Genomic DNA, 25,824 nt, shown 5'->3' on the forward strand with positions numbered 1-25,824 from the left:
TTTTCGTCCGGGTGCTCGGCCACGAGCGGACCGGCCCAATAGACCGGCACCTCGACATCGCGCATGGTTGGCGCGCCTATGTGCCATGCTCTAAGATCGCCTGGACAGAGCGTGCCGTATCCAGCCGATCGAGGGGTTCGCATGGCGATCAGGGATGCATTCGGCCTGGCATTTTCGGGCGCGACGGAAGCGGGGTTCACGCCCTACAGCCAGGCCGTACGCCAATTGCAATGCTTCATCGGCGATCCGGTGGCCGCCGTCGATCGCGCCATCGCGAAGGATCCCGGTTTCGTCATGGCGCATGTCTTCAAGGGCTATCTCTTTGCCCTTGCCACCGAGCGGGAGGCGATGGCGGTGGCAAGGGCCTGCCACCAGGTGGCGCTGCCGCTTGCCGCGACAGAACGCGAGCAGGCGCATGTCTCGGCCCTCGGTCGCCTCGCCAACGGGCGCTGGCACGAGGCCGGCGGCATTCTCGAGGGCATCGCCATCGACTTCCCGCTCGACGCCGTGGCTCTGCAGGTCGGGCACCAGATCGACTTCTTCACCGGCAATGCCCGCATGCTGCGCGATCGCATCGCGCGCGCCTTGCCCTCATGGCAAACCGACATGCCTGGCTACCACGCCATCCTCGGCATGCAGGCCTTCGGGCTGGAGGAGATGGGAGAGTATGCACCGGCCGAAAAGCTTGGCCGCGCGGCGGTCGAGATCGAGCCGCGCGACGGCTGGGCGCAGCACGCCGTGGCGCATGTCATGGAAATGCAAAGCCGGCAAAGGGATGGGATCGCCTGGATGCGCGCCAATCCGGAAGCATGGACAAGGGAGAGCTTCCTCAAGGTGCACAATTGGTGGCACCTGGCGCTGTTCCACTATGATCTCGGCGATACCGACGAGGTGCTGGCGCTCTATGACGGCCCTGTCTACGGCGCGCGATCGACGCTGGCGCTCAACATGGTCGATGCCTCGGCGATCCTGTGGCGGCTTCACCTCGGCGGCGTCGATGTCGGTGACCGCTGGGTAGCCCTTGCGGCCAATTGGGCTCCCAAGGCCGGTGCCGGCAACTATGCCTTCAACGACGCCCACGCGATGATGGCCTTTGTCGGCGCCGGGCTCGACGCGGCGGCCCGGACCCTGCTCGAGGCACAGCGTGCGGCCATGCGCGGCGGCGACGACAACGCCGTTTTCACCAGGGATGTCGGCCATCCCCTGACGCTCGCCATCAAGGCGTTTGGCGAAGGCAATTACCCTGAGGCCATACGCCTGATCCGGCCGATCCGGGCGATCGCCAAACGTTTCGGCGGCAGCCACGCGCAGCGCGACGTCATCGACCTGACGCTGATCGAAGCGGCGCTGAGGGCCGGTGACGGCGCGCTCGCCAGGGCCCTCACGGCCGAGCGTTCGATGGCGCGGCCGGACAGTCCGTTGGCGGCGCTGTTTTCGCGACGCGCGGCCGATTTGTCAGAGAATTGACCCGGAGCGGATCTTGCCTTAGAAACTGGCTCGGCCAGATTTTTTCGAGTTCCGAAAAAAATATTGGTGGGAGGAAGACATGTATCTCGGCCTCGACCTGGGCACGTCGGGCGTCAAGGCGCTGCTGATCGATGCCGGACAGACCGTCATCGGTTCCGGCCATGGCTCGCTTGACGTCTCGCGGCCGCATCCCGGCTGGTCCGAGCAGGACCCTGCCCACTGGATACGCGCCTGCGAAGATGCGATTGCCGAACTCAGGGCATCCCATCCCAAGCAACTCGCGGCGGTTAAAGGCATAGGCCTGTCTGGCCAGATGCATGGCGCGACCTTGCTCGATTCTGCCGACAAGGTGCTGCGCCCCTGCATCCTGTGGAACGACACGCGCAGCCATGTCGAGGCGGCCGCGCTCGACGCCGATCCGCGCTTCCGCAAGCTCACCGGCAACATCGTTTTCCCTGGCTTCACCGCGCCGAAACTCGCCTGGGTGAAGAACAACGAGCCCGCCGTCTTCGCCAAGGTGGCGAAGGTGCTGCTGCCGAAGGATTTCTTGCGGCTTTGGCTCTCCGGCGAACATATTTCGGAAATGTCGGATTCGGCCGGCACGTCCTGGCTCGATGTCGGCAAGCGCCACTGGTCCGCCGATCTGCTCGCGGCCACATCGCTCGACGAGAAGCACATGCCGTCTCTGGTCGAGGGCACCGGGAAGGCCGGCGCGTTGCGCGGCGAACTGGCATCGAAATGGGGCATCGAGTCGGGTATCCCGATTGCAGGCGGCGCCGGCGACAATGCGGCTTCCGCTTGCGGCATGGGCACGGTCGAGGCCGGCCATGCCTTCGTCTCGCTCGGAACGTCGGGCGTGCTGTTTGCCGCCAACGCGTCTTATCTGCCCAACCCGGCGAGCGCGGTCCATACCTTCTGCCATGCCCTGCCAAACACCTGGCACCAGATGGGCGTGATCCTGTCGGCGACCGATTCGCTCAACTGGCTGTCGGAGATTACCGGCAGAGGCGCCGGCGAGTTGACATCGGAACTCGGCGACACGCTGAAGGCGCCGAGCGGCGTGTCCTTCCTGCCCTATCTCTCGGGCGAGCGCACGCCGCACAATGATTCCGCCATTCGCGGCTCGTTCACCGGGCTGGCTCATCAATCGAGCCGCGCCGTTCTCACCCAGGCGGTGCTCGAAGGGGTCGCCTTCGCCTTCCGCGACAGCCTCGAAGCGTTGAAGAAAGCCGGCACCACCCTGACGCGGGTGACGGCGATCGGCGGCGGCTCGCGCTCGCGCTATTGGCTGAAAGCGATCGCCACCGCGCTGCAGGTGCCGGTGGATATTCCGGCTGACGGCGATTTCGGCGCCGCCTTTGGTGCGGCTCGGCTTGGCCTGATCGCGGCGACTGGCGCCGATCCGCTGGCCGTATGCTCCGCGCCGAGGACAGATGCCACGATCGAGCCGGATGGCGCGCTCGACGGCGCCTACGCGGACGCCTATCATCGTTACCGCGCGCTCTATCCGGCGATCAAGGCCGTAACCGCGTGAGTTGGCGCGAGACACCCCCCTCTGCCCTGCCGGGCATCTCCCCCGCAAGGGGGGAGATTGGCAGCTTCGGCGCTGCCGCCCTCTTTTCAATGCTGGCGATTGGCCGAGGTCTGCGTGAGAGCCAATCTCCCCCCTTGCGGGGGAGATGGCCGGCAGGCCAGAGGGGGGTGTCTCGCGCCCCTCTTACCCAGTTAGCCTCACTGCGCCGGCACCTTGTCGAGGAAGCCGGTAACGCTCTTCAGCCGGCCGTTCTCGATGACGCCGACATCGGTGCCCTCGATGACGGGATCCGTGCCTTCGGGTCCAAGGTTCCAGGAAAAGCGGATCTTGTCGGCAAAGCCGTCCGGCGTGCCCTTCAGCGAGAACCGGAAGCCGGCAAAACGATGCTGCACCCCGTCGATCAGGGCCGCGACGCCTTCATGGCCGTCGCCCTGCATGATCGGATCTCGATAGCTGACGTCCTCGGTGAAGGTCGCCTTGAGCAATTCGGCGCGGCGGCCGGCGTCGCTTTCGTTCCAGGCGGTGATGTAGCCCTCGGCTATTCTGTTGAGGTCGGTCATGGTCTGTCTCCTTTGTTTGACGGTTTTGACACGAACCTTTTCGACCACCCCAGGACCGAAACCAATTACGCCTGAGGTAATCAGGGCGAACTATTCGAGAGAGGACAGGAATCATGAGCAGCGGATTTTTCGGCGACATCCAGAAGATCAAATATGAAGGACCGGATTCGACCAATCCGCTGGCCTACCGGTTCTACAACCCGGACGAATTGGTGGCCGGCAAGCGGCTGGAAGACCATCTGCGCTTCGCCGTCGCTTACTGGCATTCCTTCGCCTGGCCCGGCGGCGATCCGTTCGGCGGCCAGACCTTCGACCGCCCCTGGTTCCCCAAGGCCGGCGGCATCGACACGATGGAACTGGCGAAACTGAAAGCGGATGTCGCCTTCGAGATGTTCTCGCTGCTCGGCACCCCCTATTTCTGTTTCCACGACGCCGACGTGCGGCCGGAGGGCAAGGATTTTTCCGAGAGTGCCGCACGGCTCGATGAAATCGCTGACTATTTCGCTATCAAGATGAAGCAGACCGGCGTCAAGCTGCTCTGGGGCACGGCGAACCTGTTCTCCAACCGCCGCTTCATGTCGGGCGCCGCGACCAATCCCGATCCGGATGTCTTTGCCTACGCGGCGGCGACGGTGAAAAGCTGCATCGACGTCACCAAGCGGCTGAAGGGCGAGAACTATGTCCTGTGGGGCGGCCGCGAAGGCTACGAAACGCTGCTCAACACCGACCTTGCCCGCGAGCAGGAGCAGGCCGGCCGCTTCCTCAATCTCGTCGTCGAGTACAAGCACAAAATTGGCTTCAAGGGCACCATCCTGATCGAGCCGAAGCCGCAGGAGCCGACAAAACACCAGTATGATTACGACGTCGCGACCGTCTATGGCTTCCTCAAGCGCTTCGGCCTGGAGAAGGAGGTCAAGGTGAACATCGAGCAGGGCCATGCCATCCTCGCCGGCCATTCCTTCGAGCACGAACTGGTGCTGGCCAACGCGCTCGGGATCTTCGGTTCGATCGACATGAACCGCAACGACTACCAGTCGGGCTGGGACACCGACCAGTTCCCCAACAACGTGCCGGAGATGGCGCTTGCCTACTACCAGGTCCTGCAAGGAGGCGGCTTCAAGACCGGCGGCACCAATTTCGACGCCAAGCTGCGTCGCCAGTCGCTCGATCCGCAGGACCTGCTGATCGCTCATACCGGCGGCATGGACGCCTGCGCGCGCGGCCTCAAGGCGGCGGCGCGCATGGTCGAGGACAAGGCATTGTCGGGACCGCTGGCCGAACGCTACGCCGGCTGGAACAGCGCCGAGGCAAAGGCGATGCTGTCGGGCAAGCGTACGCTGGAAGAGATCGCCGAACGTGTGGTGAAGAAGAAGATCGAGCCGCAGCCGCGCTCCGGCCGCCAGGAGCTGCTGGAGAACATCGTCAACCGCTACGTCTGAGACGTTTGCCGGCCAGCAATCCAGGCCGGCAACCGGTCCGCTCGAAAGGTTGGCGCGCGGAACCTTCCGCGCGCCATGTCGAAATCAGGGACAATCTTTTGCCCCGCACCGCCCCTTAATCGCCCCGCTCCTGCCTTCAAATGGTCGTCACGAATCTCGTATAAGAGTGGCTCGTGGCGGGAAGGAAAGGAGGCGAAACGATATGCAGCACGAACGTGAAATCGACGCCCTACTCTCACCTGGCGAGGCTGGTTCGATCATCGATCGGCTGATGGCGCTGCCGCATTCGAAAGACAGCGCCCGCAAGACAAATGAATGGGATCGCGCGGTCGCCGCGCGGCTCGAAACGGCACTGGCCAAGAGCATGCGCTCGCGCATCGTCAGCGACGGCCGCGACGCCGCCTGATTCTTCCGTGATTTCAGTGGTCTGATTCTTCCGCGGTTTGACGAATGGAGACGCTTTCTCCATCCTGCATCGATGATACGCGCGGTGCTCCTGGATCTTCTGGGTGTCGTCTACGATGGCGACACCCAGATAGCGGGCGCCGTGGCCGCCGTCGAACACCTGCGCAAGGCTGGCCTGCCGCTTCGCTTCGTCAGCAACACGACACGTTCGCCGCGCGACAGAATCCTCGCACAGCTTGCCGCTCTGGGCGTCCGCGTGAAGGACGAGGAGCTGCTGACGCCGGCGCGTGCCGCGGTCGAATGGTTGCGCAGGCACGGCCGCCAGCCTCATCTGCTCGTCCATCCAGACCTCAAGGCCGAGTTTTCAGGCCTGGACGGCGGCAATGGCCGCGCTGTCGTCGTCGGTGACGCCGGCGATGCCTTCGACCATGCAAGCCTCAACCGGGTGTTTCGCGAACTCGTTGCCGGCGCCGATTTTCTGGCGCTTGCCACCAACCGCACCTTCAAGGATGCCGACGGCCTGCTCAGCCTCGACGCCGGGGCCTTCGTCGCGGCCCTCGAATTCGCCAGCGGGCGAAGTCCCGTCGTGCTCGGCAAACCGTCACCCGATTTCTTCCTCTCGGCGCTTGCCGGCTTGAATTGCCCGGCCGCCGATGCGGTCATGGTTGGCGACGATGCGGAGAGTGACGTCGCCGGCGCCCTGCGCGCGGGGTTTGGCGCGGCGCTGCTCGTGCGAACGGGCAAGTACCGCCCTGGCGACGAAACGCGCTTCGACCCGGCGCCCACGGCGCTGGTCGACGACCTCGCCGCCGCGACAGACTGGATACTCAGCCGCGCCGCAGCCTGACCGGCGCTTCACCGAAAGCCCTGGAAAACGCCCTGGAAAATGCGGCTGCGGACGAAAAGCCGGTCCGTCCGGCAATGTCCGCCATCGCGATCCGCGTGTCGACCACCAGCCGTCGTGCGGCACCCAGGCGCAGCCTGAGATAATAAGCGCCCGGCGTCTCGCCGATCGACTTGCGAAAGATGCTTTCCAGTGTCCGTGCGGTCACGCCGGCGCGCTTGGCGACCGCCTCGATGGTCAGCGGCTGGTCGACATGCGCTTCCATCAGCCGGATGGCTTGCGCCAGACGGGGATCGTAGCCGTCGAGCCGGCCGAGCGAGACCAGCGGTTGCGCATCTGTCGCGGCGCGCGCCTGGTCGTAGATGAAGACGCTGGCGACATCGAGCGCCACGGCCATGCCGAGACGCGTGCGAATGAGATGCAGCATCAGATCGAAGGTTGGCGAGGCGCCGCCCGAGGTGAAGACCGGTCCGTCGATGACATAGCGGTCCGGACGGACATCGACGCCGGGGAAAGCCGATGAAAAATCTTCCATGTCCTCCCAATGGGTGGTGGCGCTTCGCCCTTCCAGCAGGCCGGCACGCGCCACCAGCCATGTGCCTGCCTCGACGCCGCCGCAGGCGCGCGCCGTCCGTGCCGCGCGGCGCAAGCCTGCGAGCAGCGCCGATGTCGCGTAGTTCTGGGTGCCGAAACCAGCCACGACGACAAGAACGTCGGTTGGTTCGTTTGCATCGAAGCGGCCGCTGACCACCACCGGCAGGCCGCAAGTGGTGACCGGAGCCTCGCCGGTCACCGAGACCAGCTTGAAGTCGAACAATGTCTCGCCTGAAATGCGGTTTGCGGCGCGCAGCGGGTCGACAGCCGACGCGACGCACATGATGGACGAGCCGGAAAACACCAGCAGCGTCACCTTGAGCGGCGTGCGCTCTGCAAGAAAGATGCTCGGCTTTTCGCTTTTAATCATGGAAGCTTCGTAAAACGCAAAACAGTTTCCGGCAAGTCGGTCATTGTTGCGGTCTGTTTCTATGGGAGGAGAAATTCCATGCCGCTCGCGATGAACCGTGAGGTCTTCATTACCTGTGCCGTGACCGGGTCCGGCGGTTCGCAGGATCGCAGCCCGCATGTGCCGCGTTCGCCCAAGCAGATCGCCGATTCGGCCATCGACGCGGCCAAGGCGGGTGCTGCCATCGTCCATTGCCATGTCCGCGATCCCGAAACCGGCAAGCCCAGGCGCGACGTGCATCTCTATCGTGAGGTCACCGAGCGCATCCGCGAGGCCAATGTCGACGTGGTGCTGAACCTCACCGCCGGAATGGGCGGCGACATGGTGTTCGGCTCCCCGGAAGCGCCGCTGCCGCTCAACGAAAAGGGTACCGACATGGGCGGCGCCACCAACCGCATGGAACATGTGCGCCAGTGCCTGCCCGAAATCTGCACGCTCGACTGCGGCACCATGAATTTCGCCGAGGCCGACTATGTCATGACCAACACGCCCGGCATGCTGCGCGCCATGGGCGGCATGATGACGGCACTCGGCGTCAAGCCCGAGATCGAGGCCTTCGACACCGGCCATCTCTGGTTCGCCAAGCAGCTGGTGGAGGAAAGGGTGCTGAACCCCGACGCGCTGGTGCAGCTCTGCATGGGCGTGCCGTGGGGCGCGCCCGACGACCTCAACACCTTCATGGCCATGGTCAACAACGTGCCGTCGACCTGGACCTGGTCGGCCTTTTCCATCGGCCGCAACCAGATGGCTTATGCCGCCGCCGCCGTGCTGGCCGGCGGCAACGTCCGCGTCGGCCTGGAAGATAATCTGTGGCTCGACAAGGGCGTGCTGGCGACGAACGCGCAGCTGGTCGAGCGCGCCGCCAGCATCGTCACCAATCTCGGCGCCACGATCCTCGGGCCCGAGGAAGTGCGCAAGAAGTTGAATTTGACCAAGCGGGCGCCCATCGCAGCGTGAGCCAGAGCCTGATCCCGAAAAGCCGTAGCCGGCTTTCGGAAAGATCATGCGCTCAGCAAGCCAACCGGGGAGACGCAGATGACGACCGTTAAATTCACCGCGATGAAGGATGGCGACAGGGACGACTACGAGTTCCTGACCGCGCATGAAATCGACTATGCGGCCAAGACCGGCGAGCGATTGCTCGACGCGCTGGTGCAACTCGACAAGGGCCTTTCGGGCTACAAGATCACCAGGCTCGGCCATTCGCTGCAGGCGGCGACACGCGCCTGGCGCGACGGCGCCGATACCGACTGGATCGCCTGTGCATTGCTGCACGACATCGGCGACATCTACGCGCCCTACAACCATGACGAATATGCCGCGTCGATCCTGAAACCTTTCGTGCGCGAGCAATGCACCTGGGTGGTGGAAAAGCACGGCGATTTCCAGCGCCTCTATTACGCCCATCACCTTGGCGGCAATCGCCATGCCCGCGACCGCTTCGCCGGCCATGCCTATTTCGACGATTGCGACCAGTTCTGCGAGCGCTGGGACCAGTCGAGCTTCGATCCCGACTACGAGACGCTGCCGATCGACTTCTTCCGGCCCTTCGTGCTCGAAGTCTTCGCCCGAAGGGTCTACGACCCATCGGTGATACGCGCCGGCGAGCGCGTGCCGCTCATCGATCCCGAAACAGCCAGGACAAGAACCGGAGCCACCACATGAGCATCATCAACAAGGCAGCCGCCATCGGTGGCGGTGTCATCGGCGCCGGCTGGGTCGCGCGCCTGCTGCTCAACGGCATCGACGTGGCAATCTTCGATCCCGATCCCGAGGCGTCGCGCAAGGTCAGCGAAGTGATGAAGGGCGCGCGCCGCGCCTACAAGCAGATGGTGCCCGGTGGCCTGCCGAAAGAAGGCAAGCTGACCTTCGCCAAGACCATCGCCGAGGCAGTGGCAGACGCCGATTTCATCCAGGAAAGCGTCCCGGAACGGCTCGACCTCAAGCACAAGGTGCTGGCCGAGATCGACACCCATGCGCCGGCCAACGCCATTGTCGGCTCCTCCACCTCCGGCATCAAGCCGACGGACATGCAGGTGGCGATGAAGAAGCATCCGGAACGGCTGGTCGTCGGCCACCCGTTCAACCCGGTCTACCTCCTGCCGCTGGTCGAGATCGTCGGCGGCGACCAGACTTTTCCCGAGGCGATCGAGGTCGCCAAGGAGATCTATGCCTCGATCGGCATGAAGCCTGTCGTCATCCGCAAGGAGATCGAAGCATTTGTCGGCGACCGCCTGCTTGAAGCCGCCTGGCGCGAGGCGCTGTGGCTGATCAAGGACGGCATCTGCACGGTCGAGGAACTCGATGATATCATGCGCTACGGCTTCGGCCTGCGCTGGGCGCAGATGGGCATGTTCCAGGTCTACCGTGTCGCCGGCGGCGAAGCCGGCATGCGCCACTTCATGGCGCAGTTCGGGCCCTGCCTGAAATGGCCATGGACCAAGCTGATGGATGTGCCGGAGTTCAACGACGAGCTGGTCGATCTGATCGCCACCCAGTCGGACGACCAGGCGCATGGCCTCTCGATCCGCGAGCTGGAAAAGATCCGCGACGACAATCTGGTCGCCATCATGGATGCGCTGTCGAAGCAGAACAAAAGCAAGGGCTGGGGCGCCGGCGCCTTGCACAAGGACTATACGACGCAGCTGGCCAAGCTGGCGGCGAAGAAGCCGACCGCTTCAAAGGCGGCCGAGAAGGCCAAGGCCTCCAAGCCGGTGAAGAAGGCGGATAAGCCGAAGAACAAGAAGAAGGGCTGAGGCCATGGATTTCGGTCTTTCGGAAGAGCAGAAGCTCATCGTCGAGACGACGCGCGCCTTTGTCGAGAACGAGCTCTACCCGCATGAGCGCGAGGTCGAGCGCACCGGCGTGCTGCGCCGCGAGCTGATCGAGGAACTGAAGGCCAAGGCGATCGAGGCCGGGCTCTATGCCGCCAACATGCCGGCCGATGTCGGCGGCGCGGGCTTGGATACGGTGACCTGGCTGCTCTACGAGAAAGAGCTCGGCCGTGCCAACTACGCGCTGCACTGGACCTGCGTGGCGCGCCCCTCCAACATCTTGCTCGCCGGCACGCCCGAACAGCGCGAAAAATATCTCTTCCCTTGCATCCGTGGTGAGAAATGGGACTGTCTGGCGATGACCGAGCCGGGCGCCGGCTCGGATTTGCGCGGCATGAAGGCGACCGCGGTGCAGGATGGCGACGACTGGGTGCTGAACGGCACCAAGCATTTTATCTCCCACGCCGATCTTGCCGATTTCGCGATCGTCTTCATGGCCTCGGGCGAAGAGGACTCACCGCGCGGCAAGCGCAAGAAGATCACCGCCTTCTTCGTCGACAAGGGCACCAAGGGATTCACGGTGCGCGACGGCTACCGCAACGTCTCGCATCGCGGCTACACCAACGCCATCCTTGAATTCGACGATTGCCGGCTGCCGGCGAGCCAGGTGCTGGGAGAGGTGCATAAAGGCTTCGACGTCGCCAACTCCTGGCTTGGCGCCACGCGTTTGCAGGTCGGTGCCACCTGTCTTGGCCGCGCCGAGCGGGCGCTTGGCCATGCGGTCGAGTACGCCGCGCAGCGCCAGCAGTTCGGCCAGCAGATCGGCAAGTTCCAGGGCGTGTCGTTCAAGCTCGCCGACATGGCGACTGAACTGAAGGCCGCCGACCTTATGGTGTTCGAGGCCGGCTGGAAGTACGATCAGGGCACTGTCACCGATCAGGACATGGCCATGGCCAAACTGAAAGCCACTGAAATGCTGGCCTATGTTGCCGACGAGGCGATCCAGATCCATGGTGGCATGGGGCTGATGGACGATTTGCCGCTGGAGCGCATCTGGCGCGATGCCCGCGTCGAGCGCATCTGGGAAGGCACGTCGGAGATTCAGCGACATATTATTTCGCGGGCGCTGCTGCGTCCGTTCGGGGCTTAGAGCATGATCGCCCAAAGCCGGGATTCGGTTTTGCAGGACAAACGTGATCGTTTGTCCTGACATCGCGCTCAAATGAAAAGATGACCATGCATAAACTCGAACGTCTCCTGCGCCCGAAATCGATCGCCGTGTTCGGCGGCGTGCAGGCCGCCGCCGTCGTGGCGCAATCGATCAAGATGGGTTTTGCCGGCGAAATCTGGCCGGTGCACCCGACCAAGGATGAGGTCGCCGGTCGCAAGGCATATCGTTCGGTGGCGGACCTGCCCGGCGCGCCGGATGCCGCCTTTGTCGGCGTCAACCGGCACCTGACCATCGAGGTGGTCAAGGCACTGGCCGAGCGTGGCGCTGGCGGCGCCGTCTGCTTTGCCGCCGGCTTCCTCGAAACCGAGGCCTATGACGAGGACGGCGAGCGGCTGCAGGCCGAACTGGTCGCGGCAGCAGGCCATATGCCGATCATCGGCCCGAATTGCTACGGCCTGATCAATTATGCCGACGGCGCACTGCTGTGGCCCGACCAGCATGGCGGCATCAGGCTGGCCGAGGGCGGCAAAGGCGTCGCCATCATCACACAATCGTCCAACATCGCCATCAACATGACGATGCAGAAGCGAGGCCTGCCCATCGCCTTCCTGATGACAGCCGGCAACCAGGCGCAGACAGGCCTGTCGGAAATGGCGCTCGGCCTGATCGAGGACGAGCGCGTCACCTCGCTCGGCCTGCATATCGAGGCTTTCGATTCGGTGGCCGGCTTCGAGAAGCTGGCCGCCCGGGCGCGGGAATTGAAAAAACCGATCATCGCCATGAAGGTCGGCCGCTCCGAGCAGGCGCGGCAGGCGACGGTGTCGCACACGGCTTCGCTTGCCGGCTCGGATGCGGCATCCGGCGCCTTCCTGAGGCGACTGGGCATCGCCCGCGTCGATTCGATCCCCGCCTTCATCGAGGCGCTGAAGCTGCTGCACATCACCGGTCCGCTGCCCGGCTATCGTCTGTCGTCGATGAGCTGTTCGGGCGGCGAGGCATCGGTCATGGCCGACAGCGCCGAAGGGCGCTGGGTCAACTTTCCGGTTCTGACGGAGCAGCACCGGGCCCATGTCAAATCGACGCTCGGGCCGTTGGTCGCGGTCGCCAATCCGTTGGACTATCACACCTTCATCTGGAACAACGAGCCGGCGATGACCGCCACCTTCACCGCCATGGTGTCGGGCGGTTTCGACTTGAACATGCTGGTGCTCGACTTTCCGCGCCCCGACCGCTGCTCGGTCACGGACTGGTGGGCGACGCTGCGTGCCTTCGAATCGGCGCTGAAGACCAACAAGGCACATGGTGCGATCGTTTCATCGCTGCCGGAGAACCTGCCCGAGGAATACACCGCCGAGCTGATGGCGCGCGGCATGGTGCCGCTGTTCGGCATTTCCGAAGCCATGGATGCCGCCCAGGCGGCGGCCTTCATTGGCTGGGCCTGGCGCGAGCCGCAGGCGCAGCCGGTCGATACATCGGCCGCAGGCGCTTCGGAGGGCGAGCATGTTACGCCGGACGAGGCTGTGGCGAAGGCGCGGCTGATCAAGGCCGGGCTTCCTGTACCCAAGGGCGAGCGCGCCGGTAATGCGGTCGAGGCGGTGATCTCGTCGATGGCGCTTGGTTTCCCCGTGGCGCTGAAGGCGCTGGGCGTCACCCACAAATCCGAGGTCGGCGCCGTCAGGCTCAACCTTAAGGATGCCGAATCCGTCAGCACCGCGGCGCATGACCTGCTGCCGCTCGGCACCGGGCTTTATGTCGAGCGCATGGTGCGCGACGGTGTCGCCGAACTGATCGTCGGCTTCACCCGCGATCCGATGTTCGGCGCGGTGATGACGCTGGGCACCGGTGGCGTGCTGGTCGAATTGCTGCGCGACAGCGTCACGCTGATGCTGCCCGCGACCCGCGACGACATCGAGGCGGCATTGCGCGGCCTGAAGCTCTATCCGCTGCTCGAAGGCTATCGCGGCCGGCCGAAAGCCGACGTCGCGGCTGCCATCGATGCCATCGCGGGCATCGCCGCCTTCGTGCAGAAGAATGCTGGCGAGATCGAGGAACTCGATATCAACCCGCTGATCGTCTGCGTCGAAGGCAAGGGCGCCTGGATCGCCGACGCGCTGCTGGTACTGGGAGAGAACAGGAATGTCTGACGTCATTTCAACTCGCCGCGAAGGCTCGATCCTCGAGGTCACGCTCGACCGGCCCAAGGCCAACGCCATCGACCTGAAGACCTCGCGGCTGATGGGCGAGACCTTCAAGGCGTTCCGCGACGATCCCAGCTTGCGCGTCGCCATCGTCAAGACCGCCGGCGACAAGTTCTTCAGCGCCGGCTGGGACCTGAAGGCGGCTGCCGGCGGCGATGCGGTCGACGGCGACTATGGCGTCGGCGGCTTTGCCGGGCTGCAGGAATTGCGCGGCCTCAACAAGCCGGTCATCGCCTGCGTCAACGGCATGGCGGTCGGCGGCGGCTTCGAACTGGCGCTGTCCTGCGACCTCATCTATGCCTCCGACCACTCCTCCTTCGCGCTGCCAGAAATCCGCGCCGGCACGCTGGCCGACGCGGCGACGATCAAGCTGCCGAAGCGCATCCCCTATCATGTCGCCATGGACCTGCTGCTCACCGGTCGCTGGATGGACGTCGCCGAGGCGCATCGCTGGGGCCTGGTCAACGAGGTCCTCCCCAAGGAGAAGCTCGAGGATCGCGTCTGGGAAATCGCCCGGCTGCTGGCCAGCGGCCCGCCGCTGGTCTTCGCCGCGATCAAGGAGACCGCGCGGGTGGCCGAAGCGCTTACCTTCCAGGACGCCATGAACCGGGTGACGCGCCGGCAATTGGCGACGGTCGATGCGCTTTATGGTTCCGAAGACAATATGGAAGGTTTCCGCGCTTTTGCCGAGAAGCGGGAGCCGGTGTGGAAGGGAAAGTGACTCGGAGATGATGGCATTCCGTCCCACCCCCCTCTGGCCTGCCGGGCATCTCCCCCGCAAAGGGGGAGATCGGATGCCATCTCAGCTTTCGCCAATCTTCGACGTTCAAAAGAATGCGCCGCCAGCGGAACTGGCAATCTCCCCCCTTGCGGGGGAGATGTCCGGCAGGACAGAGGGGGGTGCCTGGGCTCAGCTTTGGCAATCCGCCCCATGACCGATTACAAAGCCCTCATCGACGCCGAGACCTGGGCCTTCATCGAGCGGACCAATTCCTACTATCCGCCCGATACGATCGACTACACGATCGCGCAGCAGCGCGAGATCTATGATCGCATGTGCCGGGAATTCTTTGCCGGCTATCCAGAGGGCGTCACGGCCGAAACATCGGCCATTGCGACGCCCGAGCACAAGATCCCGATCCGTATCTATCGCAATGGAGTGCCTGACAAGGCAGCGACGGTGCTCTACATCCATGGCGGCGGCTTCATCCTCGGCGGCCTGGACAGCCATGACGATGTCTGCGCCGAGCTTTGCGCCCGCACCGGCTACGAGGTTGTCTCCGTCGATTACCGGCTGGCGCCGGAGCACCTGCATCCGGCTGCCTTCGACGACGCCATGAGTGCCTTCGAATGGGCTGCCGCCACCTACGACAGCCCTATCCTGCTTTGCGGCGACAGCGCCGGCGGCAATCTCTGCGCCGCGGTCAGCCATGCCACGCGCGGCCACGCGAAAAGGCCGATCGGCCAGGTACTGATCTATCCCGGGCTCGGCGGCGACCGCTCGAAGGGTTCCTACGTCACGCACGCCGAGGCGCCGATGCTGACCATGCGCGATCTCGAATTCTACAAGCATATCCGTACCGGCGGCGCGGACCAGACCGGCGACATAACGCTATCGCCGCTCGCCGACGCCGATTTCGCCAACCTGCCGCCGTCAGTGCTGATTACCGCCGAGTGCGATCCGCTGTCGTCGGACGGCGAGGCCTATCGCGACCGGGTCGTCGCGGCGGGCGGACGGGCCGTCTGGATCGAGGAAAAGGGTCTGGTGCACGGCTATCTCAGGGCTCGGCACACGGTGGGGCGCGCCCGCGCCAGCTTCACCCGCATTGTCGACGCGGCAGCTGCGCTTGGGAGGGGCGCTTGGCCCTGGTAAGCGATTTTCTTCAGCCGCGGCATTGTCCGGGAAATTTCGCGACCCATTCGCACGCCGCGTAATGCAGGCGCAATGCCGGACGGGCAGATCCATCCCCATGGGTGGCCAATGGCAAGGAAACAGCAGCTATCATGACCAGGTTCGGAAGCGCCTTGGCGCTCCTTCTTTGCGCCGCGACGCTCAGCGCATGTGTCGACACGGACGATTATCACGACCGCCCCTGGCGCGACCACCATTGGCGCGATCGCGACCACAGACCCGACAGGCCTTGGAGACCGTATAGACCATGGCGCCCCGACAGGCCCGATCGCCCGGACCGACCCGACAGGCCAGACTGGCCAAATAGGCCCGAGCGTCCGGACAGACCGGATGGGCCCGACAGGCCGGATCGCCCGGATCGGCCCGATTGCGTCGGCGGGCCGGCAATCGATTGTGCGCCGCGGCCTGACATCCAGCCCGGCGAGCCGGATTGCCGTGGCGGCCCGGCGACGGCGCCGTCATCCGATTGTATCGAGCCGCGCCGACCGCGCCGGAATCCCTGATCGGGTGCCGGCAGGGCATATGCGCCAGGCTGCACTGGCCCGGCCTACGCCACCGAACGCCCCGCCGCCCGGCCGGCGCTGCGGCCGGAAAAGATGCAGCCGCCGAGGAACGTGCCTTCGAGCGCCGCATAGCCATGCATGCCGCCGCCGCCGAAGCCGGCGGCCTCGCCCACGGCATAAAGTCCCTCAACTGGCTGGCCATCGGCGCCAAGCACCCGGCTGTCGAGATCGGTCTGCAGGCCGCCCAGCGTCTTGCGGGTCAGGATGTTGAGACGCACCGCGATGAATGGGCCATTCGCGGGGTCGAGCATCTTGTGCGGCTTGGCGGTGCGGATCAGCCGGTCGCCGAGATAGGCGCGCGCACCGCGCAGCGCAATGACCTGCATGTCCTTGGAGAACGGGTTGTCGAGCTGCCGGTCGCGGGCACGGATTTCGCGTTCGACCTGCGCGACGTCAAGCAGCGGCTCGCCACCGGCCAGCGCGTTCATACGCGCCACCAGCTTGGGCAATTCGGCCTCGACGATGAAATCCTCGCCCTTCTCCATGAAGGCTTTCACCGGACCGGGAATGCCCGATGTGGCGCGGCCAAGCACCTGACGCCAACTTTTTCCGGTCAGGTCCGGGTTCTGTTCGGAACCCGACAGCGCGAATTCCTTCTGGATGATCTTCCTGGTCAGGATGAACCAGGAGTAGTCGAAGCCGGTGCCCATGATATGGCTGAGCGCGCCCAGCGTGTCGAAGCCAGGATAGAGCGGCACGGGCAGGCGCTTGCCGCGCGCATCAAGCCAGAGCGAGGACGGGCCGGGCAGGATGCGGATCGCATGATCGGTCCAGATCGGCGCCCAGTTTTTTATACCTTCGACATAGTGCCACATGCGGTCGCGGTTGATGATCGAGCCGCCGGCCTGTTCCGTGATCGCCAGCATGCGGCCATCGACATGGTCTGGCACGCCGGTGATCATGCGCTTCGGCGCCGAGCCGAGGCGCTTGGGCCAGTTTTCCCGCACCAGCTGATGGTTGCCACCGATGCCGCCCGAAGCGACGATGACCGCTTGCGCGTGAAGCTCGAAATCGCCTGATATTTCGCGCGAGCTCTTGTGACCGCGCTCGACAGTGCTCGGCTCGAGGATCTCGCCGCGCACACCGGTGACGGCAGCACCCGTGCGTGTCAGTTCGTTGACCCGGTGACGGAACTTGAAGCTGACCAGCCCGCTTTTCTGGGCCTCGCCCACGCGCTGCACGAAGGGTTCGAGCACGCCGGGGCCGGTGCCCCAGGTGATGTGAAAGCGCGGCACCGAATTGCCGTGGCCGATGGCGTTGCCGCCGCCGCGCTCAGCCCAGCCAACCACGGGAAAAAACTTCAGGCCGCGCTCAATCAGCCAGGAGCGCTTTTCGCCGGCGGCGAAGCCGACATAGGCCTCCGCCCATTTGCGCGGCCAGAAATCTTCAGGCCGGTCGAAAGCGGCGGTGCCCATCCAGTCCTCGAGCACCAGGTCAAAGGAATCACGGATGCGCATGCGCCGCTGTTCGGGCGAATCGACGAGGAAAAGCCCGCCGAAAGACCAGAATGCCTGGCCGCCAAGCGACTGCTCCGGCTCCTGGTCGACGATGATGACTTTCTTGCCGGCCTCGGCAAGCTCGGCGGCGGCAACCAGCCCGGCAAGGCCGGCGCCGACAATGATCACGTCCGCGTCGACAGCCATTTTTCCTCCCAGAATTAGCCGGCTAACGCAATTCCAGGAAAAGTGTAAGCGGTTTTCCGTCCGGAATTGCGTCAAACAAAGAGTCAGACGGCCTCCCAGCCGTCCTTGCCGCCGGCGCGGAAGATGGCGTCGATGACTTTCTGGTTGAGCACGGATTCTTCCAGCGTGAAGACGCGTTCCTCGCCGCCAAGTGCTGCGCGCGCGAAGGTCTCGACCTCCAGCCTGTACTGCTGCGTGCCGGGGAAGCGGAACACCTGTGCCTCGGTGTGGTTCTGGTTGTGCAGCTCGACGCGGTGATGGTCGTAGAGGCCGGCATTGAAGGGCGAGAACACCTCGATGAAACCCTTTTCGCCGTGAAATACCATCACCTGGCGTGCCGCCATCTGCGTCGACAGGTAGAAGGACAGTTCGAAGTCACCGAAATCGGCACGGATCGAGGAATAGATATCGGTGCCGAATTTTTTGTCGCGCTCGATCGTCGCCTGCACGCGCAGCGGCTCCTTGCCGGTCGAAAAGCGCGTCGATACGGTCGGATAGACGCCGATATCGGGCAGCGCGCCGCCGCCGAGGTCGAGCTGGTTGCGCATGTTGTTGGGGTCGATATTGTAATAGGAAAACGCGCCCTGCACGTGGCGAAGCCGGCCGATGGCGCCGCCGGCGATGAGATCGCGCACCTTGATCCATTGCGGATGATAGATGACCATGAAGGCCTCGCAGACCAGCACCTTCTTCTGGTCGCGCAGCTTGATCAGCGGCAGGATGTCCTTGGCGTCGAGTGCCAGCGGCTTTTCGACCAGCACATGCTTGCCGGCTTCGATGGCCTTGGCCGTCCATTCGACATGCTGCGATGTCGGCAGCGGGATGTAGACGCCGTCGACCTCATTGGAGGCGAGCAGTTCCTCGTAAGAGCCAAACGCATGCCGCGCGCCGAAACGCTCGCCCAATGCCTTGGCCTTCGACAGGTCGCGACTGGCAATCGCCGACAGCACGCCATTCTCCGCCTCGACGATTGCCGGCAACAACTGCTCGCGGCCGATCTTGGCCGTCGACAACACACCCCATCGGAACATCGCGCTTCTCCATGTCGGTTATATCAGGAGATGTGCCCTAATTCCGAAGAAAAGCCAATCGCAGACGCGGGTCACAAAGCGCCTTCGTCATCCTCGAGCTTGACCCGGGATCCATTCCGTGACCTATGACGTAAAGTGCGACGGTGCAGAATTCCGTAACCGTTGCAATGCCTTAGCGTCACGGAATGGATCCTGGGGTCTGCGCCGCGCCGCTTCGCTCCTTGCTTCGCCCTAGGATTGTTTGAGAAGGATCAGGTAATCTGGCGGCCGGGACTGCGGCCCATCACAGCCAGCAGTCCCGGCGGCAGGCGACCGTCCCTGGGATCGGGTAACACCCGACGTCATCATGGTCCCTGCCGTCTTTGTCCGCCATCGCTTGGAGAGTTGATTGGCCGCTGGCTCGCGCCACGCCCGCATACAATCCGAAGCCCGACAAGGATACCATCAGCATGGCCTTCTTGCACCAACAACCGCAATTGTGTCTCGGCTTCGACATCGCCAAGGACACCATCACCGTCTCCGACGGCGCCATCACCCGCACCATCGCCAATCAGCGCAGAGCGATCCGCGCCTTGCTGAAGGGCTACAAACACATAGACCTCGTCGTGTGCGAGCCGACAGGGGGACATGAAGGCTTGCTGCTCGAAGAATGCCTGCGCGCCGGCATCGCCTGCCATCGCGCCGACACGCTCAAGGTCAAGAGCTTCATCCGCTCCTACGGCACGCACGGCAAGAGCGACGCCATCGATGCCGGGATGTTGAGAGCCTACGGTCGCGAACGCTGGGCAAAGCTGGGCCTCTGGCAGGCTCCGGATGCCGATGAGACCGACTTGCGCGCCTTGGTCCGCCGCCCCCAGGAACTCATCAGCATGAAGGTCGCAGAGAAGAACCGCGCCAAGGCACCTGGGGGCCGCAAGCTTGCGAGCTCCTTCGAGGCCGTGATCAAAGTCGTCGAGCGGCAGATCAAAGTCATCGATGCTGCGATACGCGAGCTGATCGCCAACAGCCGCACCCTCAAGTTCCGGGCCGCCGTCTGCACGGCCATGGACAGTCTCGGCCCGATCGTGGCGGCCAAGCTTCTGGCCATCCTGCCGGAACTCGGCTCCATGACACGCCGCAAGGCTGCAGCCCTTGCTGGCCTCGCGCCGCACCCAAATGACAGCGGCCAAAAACACGGCTACCGCAAAATCCGCGGCGGTCGCCCTGACGTCAGAACCACCCTCTTCATGCCAGCCTTGCGCGCCGCAGCCGGAAAGGGCGAATTCGCGGCTTTCTACAAACGCCTTGTTGCCAACGGCAAAAAGCCAATGGTGGCCATCGCTGCCGTCATGCGAAAGATCATCGTCACCCTAAACGCCAGGCTTAGAGACGCCATCATTCCTCAGAGTTGATGACGAACCCGAGCAGGCGGGGCTTAGAACTAGCCCCTCTTGCCCGTCAGCGTCATGTTGAAATCGACGACGTTGGAGTAGAGCGGCGTGCCGACATCCATGCCATAGCGCGACCTCAGCACCTTGCCGGTGACATGGAATTTTATCGTGCCGGCCTTCAACCCATCGAGTTCGGCGGTGAACTTTTCCGGAAACGTCTTGCCGCGCGCCGTCAGCCTGCCGGTGACAAGGGCTGATGTGTCGCCGGTGCGGGTCACGCTGGTCGAGTGGAACTGGATCTCCGGGCTGTTGGCCGCATCGAACACCGCGTTGGAGCGCAGGAAGGCATCGATGCGGCCCTGGCCGGTGCCGACGCTTTCCGGATAGATGGTGAGGTCGACCTTCGAGCGCCCGACGTCACCATTGTCGATGCGGATCATGCCTTTGAAGCGGGCGAAGGCGCCATCGAAGCCGCCGCCACCGGCCTTGCCTATGGTGAAGCGGATGCTGGAGCCTGCCGGACTGATCGTGTAGCTGCCCGCGGCGTCGCTCAGCGCCACCGCGGCAGTGGCGGGCACGGCTAGGCATGCGGCAAAAGCCGCGAATCCAAGGATGCGCGCATGCATGGATTGTTCCTTTCCTGGAGGTAACGCGTTTCGCGTCCTCACCCCACAAACGCGAGAACCGCCCGCACTATTCCCCGGCTGACGAAGGTGTGATCATGCGAGCGAGCACGCTGTCGCGCAGCAGGAAGTGGTGGCGCAGGGCAGCGGCGGCATGCAGCGCCACCAGCGCGATGCCGGCATAGGCGAGATACCAGTGCGTTGCCGCCCAGAAGCTCTCCGCGGCGTCGGACTCCGCCAAAGGCAGGTCGGGCATCACGAACAGGTTGAACGGCATGGTCGGGATTTCCAGCGTCGAGACCGAAACCAGCGCCCAACCCGACAGGGGCAACGCGACCTGGAAGGCATAGAGCGCCAGATGCGCGAGCGGCGCCGTGCGCCGCTCCAGGGCGCCGACCGAAGGCGGCAAGTGCGGTGCCGCATTGCCGAGCCGCCAGCCGATACGCAGGATGACGAGGCCCAGCAGCAGGAAGCCCAGGGATTTGTGCAACTGAATGAGTTCGAAGGCCGTTCGCTGGCTCTGGATCCTCACCATCATGAAGCCGAGCACGAACTGGCCGATAAACATGATCCCGATCAGCCAGTGGAGGATGATCATGGCCCAGCCATACCGGGTCGCGCTGTTGGTGATTGAAAACTGCATGGGACAGGAACGAATAGCAGGGTGGGTTTCTTCCAGCGCGCCCTTCACCCTCCCCACAAGGGGGGGAAGGGTGGTCACCACGGCACCACCTCAATCTCCGGCCACATCTCCCGCGCCCGTTTGCCCTTAGCCTCATGCGTTCGCTGGTTGTCCATCACCTTGTTCGGTGTGATGCGGAACGAGAAGATGTCGTCGAGACCGAATGGCGCCACAAGATCGAGCTGCCCATCGGCGTCAAAGCGCACGCCCACTGCATGCGTCTTTGAGGCGAAATAACTGACCGATTCACTGGAGCTCAGGTAGCGCGGGCAAGGCCGTCCGAATTTTTGTGGATACCACAGATGCACCCGCGCCTGATTGCGCACCTCCACCGGCAGCGCCAGCCCTTCGAAATGCTTGGCTGCCCCGCGAATGACCGCGTCCTCGGCCTCGTAGGATAGGTCGCTGTCCTCGAAATAGAACAGGTCGACATCCCTGATGCCGTAGCCGGACGGCATGCCGGTCAGATGGTTCCAGACGCTGTTGTAGAGCGCGCCGGAGACCACCAGCCAGTCCGGCAGCGCAAGCGCGCGCACCCGCTCCAGCGTTTCGGCCAGCAGCGGATCAGCCGCTACGATGGCGAAAAAAGCCGCGCGTTGTTTCTCGAACGAGAGCCCGGAATAGCGGAGATAGTCCATCGCTCTTTGGAGGGCGATTCGACGTGCAACTGCAACCCGTCAACTCATTTGTTCGTTGGGCTCTGACCAGAAGATAGGTTCTTCGACCGAAGGCCACTCTTCGCCATAAGCGAAGCCTTCGATCGCATCGAGCATTCCTGTAACCTCATCGAAGAACAGAACCATGCCGCAAGGAAGTCGGTCGGGTCCGACATGCGCTACTCTGGCTGAACTGAACACTCGACCATCAAAACGCAATTCCTCGGCAACCGACGAAGGAATGATCGCGGTCATGAATCCCACAGGATTGCGGCTGCGCTCCTTAACTTTCAACACGCTCACCAAGTCAGGAGAAATGCGCGCGGAACGGCAAAACTCCTGAACAAAAAATATTTCGAGTGGGGTCACGTGAATATAGCTCAGCCTCGCAGCACGCCGCCCGTCTGCTTGCCGACATTCTCGACGATACGCTTGGCCAGGGCCTCGAAATCCTCGTCGGTCAGCGTCTTTTCGACCGGCTGGATCGACACTTCGATGGCGATCGACTTCTTGCCCTCGCCGAGCGACGCGCCCTCGAAGATATCGAAAACCGAAACGGCCGTGATCAGCTTCTTGTCGGCGGCAAGGGCCGCGCGCACCAGCGTGCCGGCCTCGACTCCTCTGTCGACGACGAAGGCGAAGTCGCGCTTCACCGTTTGGAAGGCGGAAAGCTCGAGCTTCGGCTTGGTTTTCGTCGGCTTGGCCTTCGGCTCGGGCACGGCGTCGACGAACACTTCGAAGCCGCAGAGCGGCCCGGAGACATCGAGCCCTTCCATTGTCTTGGGATGGAACTCGCCGAATGTGCCGAGTACGGTCTTCGGGCCGAGCTTGATCGTGCCGGAACGGCCGGGATGATACCAGGCCGGACCGCCGGGCTCGATCTGCAGCCGCTCGACCGGCGCGCCGCAGGCCTCCAATGCCGCGATCGCATCGGCCTTGGCGTCGAACACGCCGACCGGGCCGGAATTGCCGGCCCAGTTGCGGCCCGAGCCGTCGAGCTTGGCGGTGCCGCGCCGCACGCCGGCGGCCACGCGCCGCTGCTGGTCGGCGCCGTCGCCCTCATAGGTGCCCGACACTTCGAACAACGCCACGTCGCCGATGCCCCTGTCGGCATTGCGCTGCGCGGCCGTGATCAGCCCCGGCAGCAGCGATGGCCGCATGTCCGACATATCGGCGGCGATCGGATTCGCGAGCTTCAGCGCCGCCTGGCCGCCGCCGAACAGCTCGGCATGCTTGGCCGGAATGAACGACCAGGTGACGGCTTCCATCATGCCGCGCACGGCAAGCGCCCGCTTGGCCGTGCGGGTGCGGATCTGCAGCGTGGTCAGGATCTTTGCGTTGACCGCGTCATGCGCGCCGAGCGGCTGCGGCGCGATGTTGTCGACGCCGTGGATGCGCATCACTTCCTCGACAAGGTCGGCCTTGCCGTCGACATCCGGCCGCCAGGACGGCACTTTGACCTTGATGACGTCGCCCGAGCCCTGCGGCTGGAAACCAAGGCGGGTCAGGATGTCGAGGCTTTCCGCCTTCGGCACCTCGATGCCCGTCAGCCGCTTCACTTCCGACAGCGGGAACGACACGATCTTCGGCTTGTGCCCGGCATAGCCGGCCACTTCCATTTCGGTAGGCGTGCCGCCACAGAAATCGAGCACCAGCCTGGTCGCCAGCTCGATGCCGGGCACCATGAATTCGGGATCGACGCCGCGCTCGAACCGGTAGCGGGCGTCGGAGATGATGCCGAGCGTGCGGCCGGTGCGGGCGGTGGCGATCGGGTCCCAGAGCGCGGACTCGATCAGCACGTCGGTGGTGTTCTCGTCGCAGCCGGAATGCTCGCCGCCCATGATGCCGGCGATCGATTCGACGCCATTGTCGTCAGCGATCACGCACATCTCCGGCGTGAGCGTGTATTCGCGGCCGTCCAGCGCCAGCAGCTTTTCGCCGTCCTTCGCCCGGCGCACGACGAGATTGCCAGCAACCTTCGCCGCGTCGAACACATGCAGCGGCCGGCCGCGGTCGAAAGTGACATAATTGGTGATATCGACCAGCGCGCTGATGGGCCTGAGGCCAATGGCGATCAGGCGCTGCTGCAGCCATTTCGGCGACGGGCCGTTCTTGACGCCCCTTACCATCGTCAGCGCGAAGCCGGGGCAGAGTTCCGGCGCCTCGATCGTCACCTTCACCGGGCACAGGCCCTCGCCGACATGCGGCATGATCGCGCCACCCACGAGCCGTCCGAGCCCGCTCGCGGCGAGATCGCGCGCGATGCCGTAGACGCTGGTGGCGTCCGGCCGGTTCGGCGTCAGATTGATCTCGATGACCGGATCGTCGAGATGCGCATAGGCGGCGAAGCTGGTGCCGACCGGCGCATCCCCGGGGAGGTCGATGATGCCGTTGTGCTCGTCGGATAGTTCCAGCTCGCGTTCGGAACACATCATGCCGTGGCTTTCGACGCCCCTGATCTTGCCGACGGTCAGCGTCACGTCGATGCCGGGCACATAGGTGCCGGGCGCGGCAAAGGCGCCGATCAGGCCCGCACGGGCATTGGGTGCGCCACAGACCACTTGCACAGGGGCCTTGCGGTCGCCCGTATCGACGGTCAGCACCCGCAGCCGGTCGGCGTCGGGATGCTGCACCGCCGTCAGCACCTTGGCGATGACGAAGGGCTTCAGGCTGGACTTGTCGTCGACATGCTCGACTTCGAGGCCGATCGACGTCAGCCGCTCGACGATCTCATTGAGCGAGGCGTCGGTCTCGAGGTGATCCTTGAGCCAGGAGAGAGTGAATTTCATTGTACTGTTCCGTAAGCTTTGACAGCAGGGATTTCTTGGCTCGTCACGGGCTCAGGCCCCCGAACAGCGTCGGCATGTCGAGCGGCCGGAAGCCGTAATGCGACAGCCAGCGCACGTCGGCGTCGAAGAAGGCGCGCAGGTCCGGCATGCCGTATTTCAGCATGGCGATGCGGTCGATGCCCATGCCCCAGGCAAAGCCCTGGTATTCGTCCGGGTCGAGCCCGCCGGCCTTCAGCACGTTGGAATGCACCATGCCGCAGCCCAGGATCTCCATCCAGTCGGAGCCTTCGCCGAAGCGCACTTCGCCGGGCCGCGAGCGGTCGCACTGGATGTCGACCTCGAGGCTCGGTTCGGTGAACGGAAAGAAGGACGGGCGGAAGCGCATCTTGACCGAGGGCACCTCGAAGAAGGCCTTGCAGAACTCTTCCAGCACCCACTTCATGTTGGCGACGTTGGCTGATCTGTCGATCACCAGCCCCTCGACCTGGTGGAACATCGGCGAGTGGGTGGCGTCGGAATCCTGGCGATAAGTCTTGCCCGGAATGACGATGCGGATCGGTGGCTTCTGCCGCTCCATGGTGCGGATCTGCACGGGCGAGGTGTGCGTGCGCAAAAGCTTGCGCTCGCCCTTCTCGTCCGGCTGGAAGAAGAAGGTGTCGTGCATCTCGCGCGCCGGATGGCCTTCGGGGAAATTCAGCGCGGTGAAATTGTAGTAGTCGGTCTCGATATCGGGACCTTCGGCGATGGCGAAGCCGAGATCGCCGAAGATCGCCGCGATCTCGTCGATGACCTGGCTGATCGGATGGATGCGGCCGCGCTCGGCCGGCGACTGCCGCACCGGCAGCGTCACGTCGACCTTTTCGGCGGCGAGGCGGGCGGCGATCGCCACATCCCTGAGCTCGGCCTTGCGAGCCGTGAGCGCCTCCGTGATGCGGTTCTTCAGGCCATTGATTGCTGGACCCTTCACCTGCCGTTCCTCGGCGCTCATCGCGCCGAGCGTCTTCAGCATTTCCGAGATCGAGCCCTTCTTGCCGAGGGCCGCGACACGCACCACTTCGATTGCCGCTTCGTCGGCGGCCGAGGCGATGTCGGCCATCAAGGAATTTTCAAGTGCGTCAAGG

General features: G+C 64.2%; 23 protein-coding genes. 13 read left to right on the forward strand and 10 right to left on the reverse strand.

Features of this window, described 5'->3' with window-relative positions; translation table 11 throughout:
- The first annotated feature begins 141 nt into the window (after window positions 1-141).
- Complete coding sequence (locus FJ958_RS16535; RefSeq protein ID WP_140744276.1) at window positions 142-1,467, forward strand: tetratricopeptide repeat protein; 1,326 nt, start codon at window positions 142-144, stop codon at window positions 1,465-1,467.
- A gap of 79 nt (window positions 1,468-1,546) precedes the next feature.
- The gene (gene xylB / locus FJ958_RS16540; protein WP_140744277.1) at window positions 1,547-3,001 is read left to right on the forward strand and encodes a xylulokinase; all 1,455 of its coding nucleotides are present in this window, start codon (window positions 1,547-1,549) and stop codon (window positions 2,999-3,001) included.
- Between the two features lie 197 nt (window positions 3,002-3,198).
- Here xylB and FJ958_RS16550 read toward each other — a convergent pair whose 3' ends face one another.
- Window positions 3,199-3,561 (reverse strand): nuclear transport factor 2 family protein, encoded by a 363-nt coding sequence (locus FJ958_RS16550; RefSeq protein WP_140744278.1) that lies wholly within the window; start codon window positions 3,559-3,561, stop codon window positions 3,199-3,201.
- Window positions 3,562-3,674: 113 nt separating this feature from the next.
- On the opposite strand from FJ958_RS16550, the gene xylA reads away from it, so the two are divergent.
- The 3 genes from xylA (at window position 3,675) to FJ958_RS16565 (ending at window position 6,252) form a co-directional block, all read left to right on the forward strand.
- A complete protein-coding gene (gene xylA, locus FJ958_RS16555; protein WP_140744279.1) occupies window positions 3,675-5,000 on the forward strand; it encodes a xylose isomerase in 1,326 nt (441 codons plus the stop codon).
- A gap of 202 nt (window positions 5,001-5,202) precedes the next feature.
- Window positions 5,203-5,406: a hypothetical protein gene (locus FJ958_RS16560; RefSeq protein WP_140744280.1), complete on the forward strand. Its 204-nt coding sequence runs from the start codon at window positions 5,203-5,205 to the stop codon at window positions 5,404-5,406.
- A gap of 72 nt (window positions 5,407-5,478) precedes the next feature.
- On the forward strand, window positions 5,479-6,252 hold the full coding sequence (locus tag FJ958_RS16565; RefSeq protein WP_140744281.1) for a TIGR01458 family HAD-type hydrolase: 774 nt from the start codon (window positions 5,479-5,481) through the stop codon (window positions 6,250-6,252).
- Here the strand turns inward: FJ958_RS16565 and FJ958_RS16570 are convergent.
- Window positions 6,233-7,213, reverse strand: a complete 981-nt coding sequence (locus tag FJ958_RS16570) for a GlxA family transcriptional regulator (protein ID WP_140744282.1) — start codon at window positions 7,211-7,213, stop codon at window positions 6,233-6,235. The genes FJ958_RS16565 and FJ958_RS16570 overlap by 20 nt on opposite strands.
- Before the next feature lie 78 nt (window positions 7,214-7,291).
- Between FJ958_RS16570 and FJ958_RS16575 the strand changes: the two genes are divergently transcribed.
- From FJ958_RS16575 to FJ958_RS16610, 7 genes are all read left to right on the forward strand, one after another.
- Entirely contained in the window at window positions 7,292-8,209 is a 918-nt protein-coding gene (locus FJ958_RS16575) for a 3-keto-5-aminohexanoate cleavage protein (protein WP_140744283.1), read from the forward strand.
- A gap of 78 nt (window positions 8,210-8,287) precedes the next feature.
- Window positions 8,288-8,917, forward strand: coding sequence for an HD domain-containing protein (locus tag FJ958_RS16580; RefSeq protein ID WP_140744284.1), 630 nt, complete (start codon window positions 8,288-8,290; stop codon window positions 8,915-8,917).
- Window positions 8,914-10,008, forward strand: a complete 1,095-nt coding sequence (locus FJ958_RS16585; protein ID WP_140744285.1) for a carnitine 3-dehydrogenase — start codon at window positions 8,914-8,916, stop codon at window positions 10,006-10,008. Before FJ958_RS16580 ends, FJ958_RS16585 begins: the two co-directional genes overlap by 4 nt.
- Window positions 10,009-10,012: 4 nt before the next feature.
- On the forward strand, window positions 10,013-11,176 hold the full coding sequence (locus FJ958_RS16590) for an acyl-CoA dehydrogenase (protein ID WP_140491110.1): 1,164 nt from the start codon (window positions 10,013-10,015) through the stop codon (window positions 11,174-11,176).
- Window positions 11,177-11,262: 86 nt separating this feature from the next.
- Entirely contained in the window at window positions 11,263-13,341 is a 2,079-nt protein-coding gene (locus FJ958_RS16595; protein WP_140744286.1) for an acetate--CoA ligase family protein, read from the forward strand.
- A complete protein-coding gene (locus FJ958_RS16600) occupies window positions 13,334-14,116 on the forward strand; it encodes a carnitinyl-CoA dehydratase (RefSeq protein WP_140744287.1) in 783 nt (260 codons plus the stop codon). Before FJ958_RS16595 ends, FJ958_RS16600 begins: the two co-directional genes overlap by 8 nt.
- 210 nt (window positions 14,117-14,326) lie before the next feature.
- Window positions 14,327-15,268, forward strand: a complete 942-nt coding sequence (locus tag FJ958_RS16610; protein ID WP_140744289.1) for an alpha/beta hydrolase — start codon at window positions 14,327-14,329, stop codon at window positions 15,266-15,268.
- Window positions 15,269-15,854: 586 nt separating this feature from the next.
- Here the strand turns inward: FJ958_RS16610 and FJ958_RS16620 are convergent.
- Together FJ958_RS16620 and FJ958_RS16625 are read right to left on the reverse strand one after the other, a co-directional pair.
- The gene (locus tag FJ958_RS16620; RefSeq protein WP_140744291.1) at window positions 15,855-17,513 is read right to left on the reverse strand and encodes an FAD-binding dehydrogenase; all 1,659 of its coding nucleotides are present in this window, start codon (window positions 17,511-17,513) and stop codon (window positions 15,855-15,857) included.
- An 83-nt stretch (window positions 17,514-17,596) separates the two neighbouring features.
- On the reverse strand, window positions 17,597-18,583 hold the full coding sequence (locus tag FJ958_RS16625; protein WP_140744292.1) for a Gfo/Idh/MocA family oxidoreductase: 987 nt from the start codon (window positions 18,581-18,583) through the stop codon (window positions 17,597-17,599).
- 449 nt (window positions 18,584-19,032) lie between these two features.
- Here FJ958_RS16625 and FJ958_RS16630 point away from each other — a divergent pair, with 449 nt between their 5' ends.
- Window positions 19,033-19,974 carry a transposase gene (locus tag FJ958_RS16630; protein ID WP_140744293.1) on the forward strand — a complete coding sequence of 314 codons (942 nt, stop codon included), beginning with the start codon at window positions 19,033-19,035 and terminating at the stop codon, window positions 19,972-19,974.
- A 29-nt stretch (window positions 19,975-20,003) separates the two neighbouring features.
- Here FJ958_RS16630 and FJ958_RS16635 read toward each other — a convergent pair whose 3' ends face one another.
- The 6 genes from FJ958_RS16635 to pheS all read right to left on the reverse strand — a co-directional run bounded on the left by FJ958_RS16635 (window position 20,004) and on the right by pheS (window position 25,799).
- The gene (locus FJ958_RS16635; RefSeq protein ID WP_140744294.1) at window positions 20,004-20,579 is read right to left on the reverse strand and encodes a YceI family protein; all 576 of its coding nucleotides are present in this window, start codon (window positions 20,577-20,579) and stop codon (window positions 20,004-20,006) included.
- A gap of 67 nt (window positions 20,580-20,646) precedes the next feature.
- On the reverse strand, window positions 20,647-21,219 hold the full coding sequence (locus tag FJ958_RS16640; protein WP_140744295.1) for a cytochrome b: 573 nt from the start codon (window positions 21,217-21,219) through the stop codon (window positions 20,647-20,649).
- A gap of 74 nt (window positions 21,220-21,293) precedes the next feature.
- Entirely contained in the window at window positions 21,294-21,896 is a 603-nt protein-coding gene (locus tag FJ958_RS16645) for a nucleotidyltransferase family protein (RefSeq protein WP_140744296.1), read from the reverse strand.
- 39 nt (window positions 21,897-21,935) lie between these two features.
- The gene (locus tag FJ958_RS16650) at window positions 21,936-22,283 is read right to left on the reverse strand and encodes a hypothetical protein (RefSeq protein WP_140744297.1); all 348 of its coding nucleotides are present in this window, start codon (window positions 22,281-22,283) and stop codon (window positions 21,936-21,938) included.
- Between the two features lie 11 nt (window positions 22,284-22,294).
- Complete coding sequence (gene pheT, locus FJ958_RS16655) at window positions 22,295-24,703, reverse strand: phenylalanine--tRNA ligase subunit beta (RefSeq protein WP_140744298.1); 2,409 nt, start codon at window positions 24,701-24,703, stop codon at window positions 22,295-22,297.
- 43 nt (window positions 24,704-24,746) lie between these two features.
- Window positions 24,747-25,799: a phenylalanine--tRNA ligase subunit alpha gene (gene pheS, locus FJ958_RS16660; protein WP_246679613.1), complete on the reverse strand. Its 1,053-nt coding sequence runs from the start codon at window positions 25,797-25,799 to the stop codon at window positions 24,747-24,749.
- Window positions 25,800-25,824 lie beyond the last annotated feature (25 nt).

The sequence above is a fragment of the Mesorhizobium sp. B2-3-5 genome (assembly GCF_006442395.1).
Lineage (GTDB): Bacteria > Pseudomonadota > Alphaproteobacteria > Rhizobiales > Rhizobiaceae > Mesorhizobium.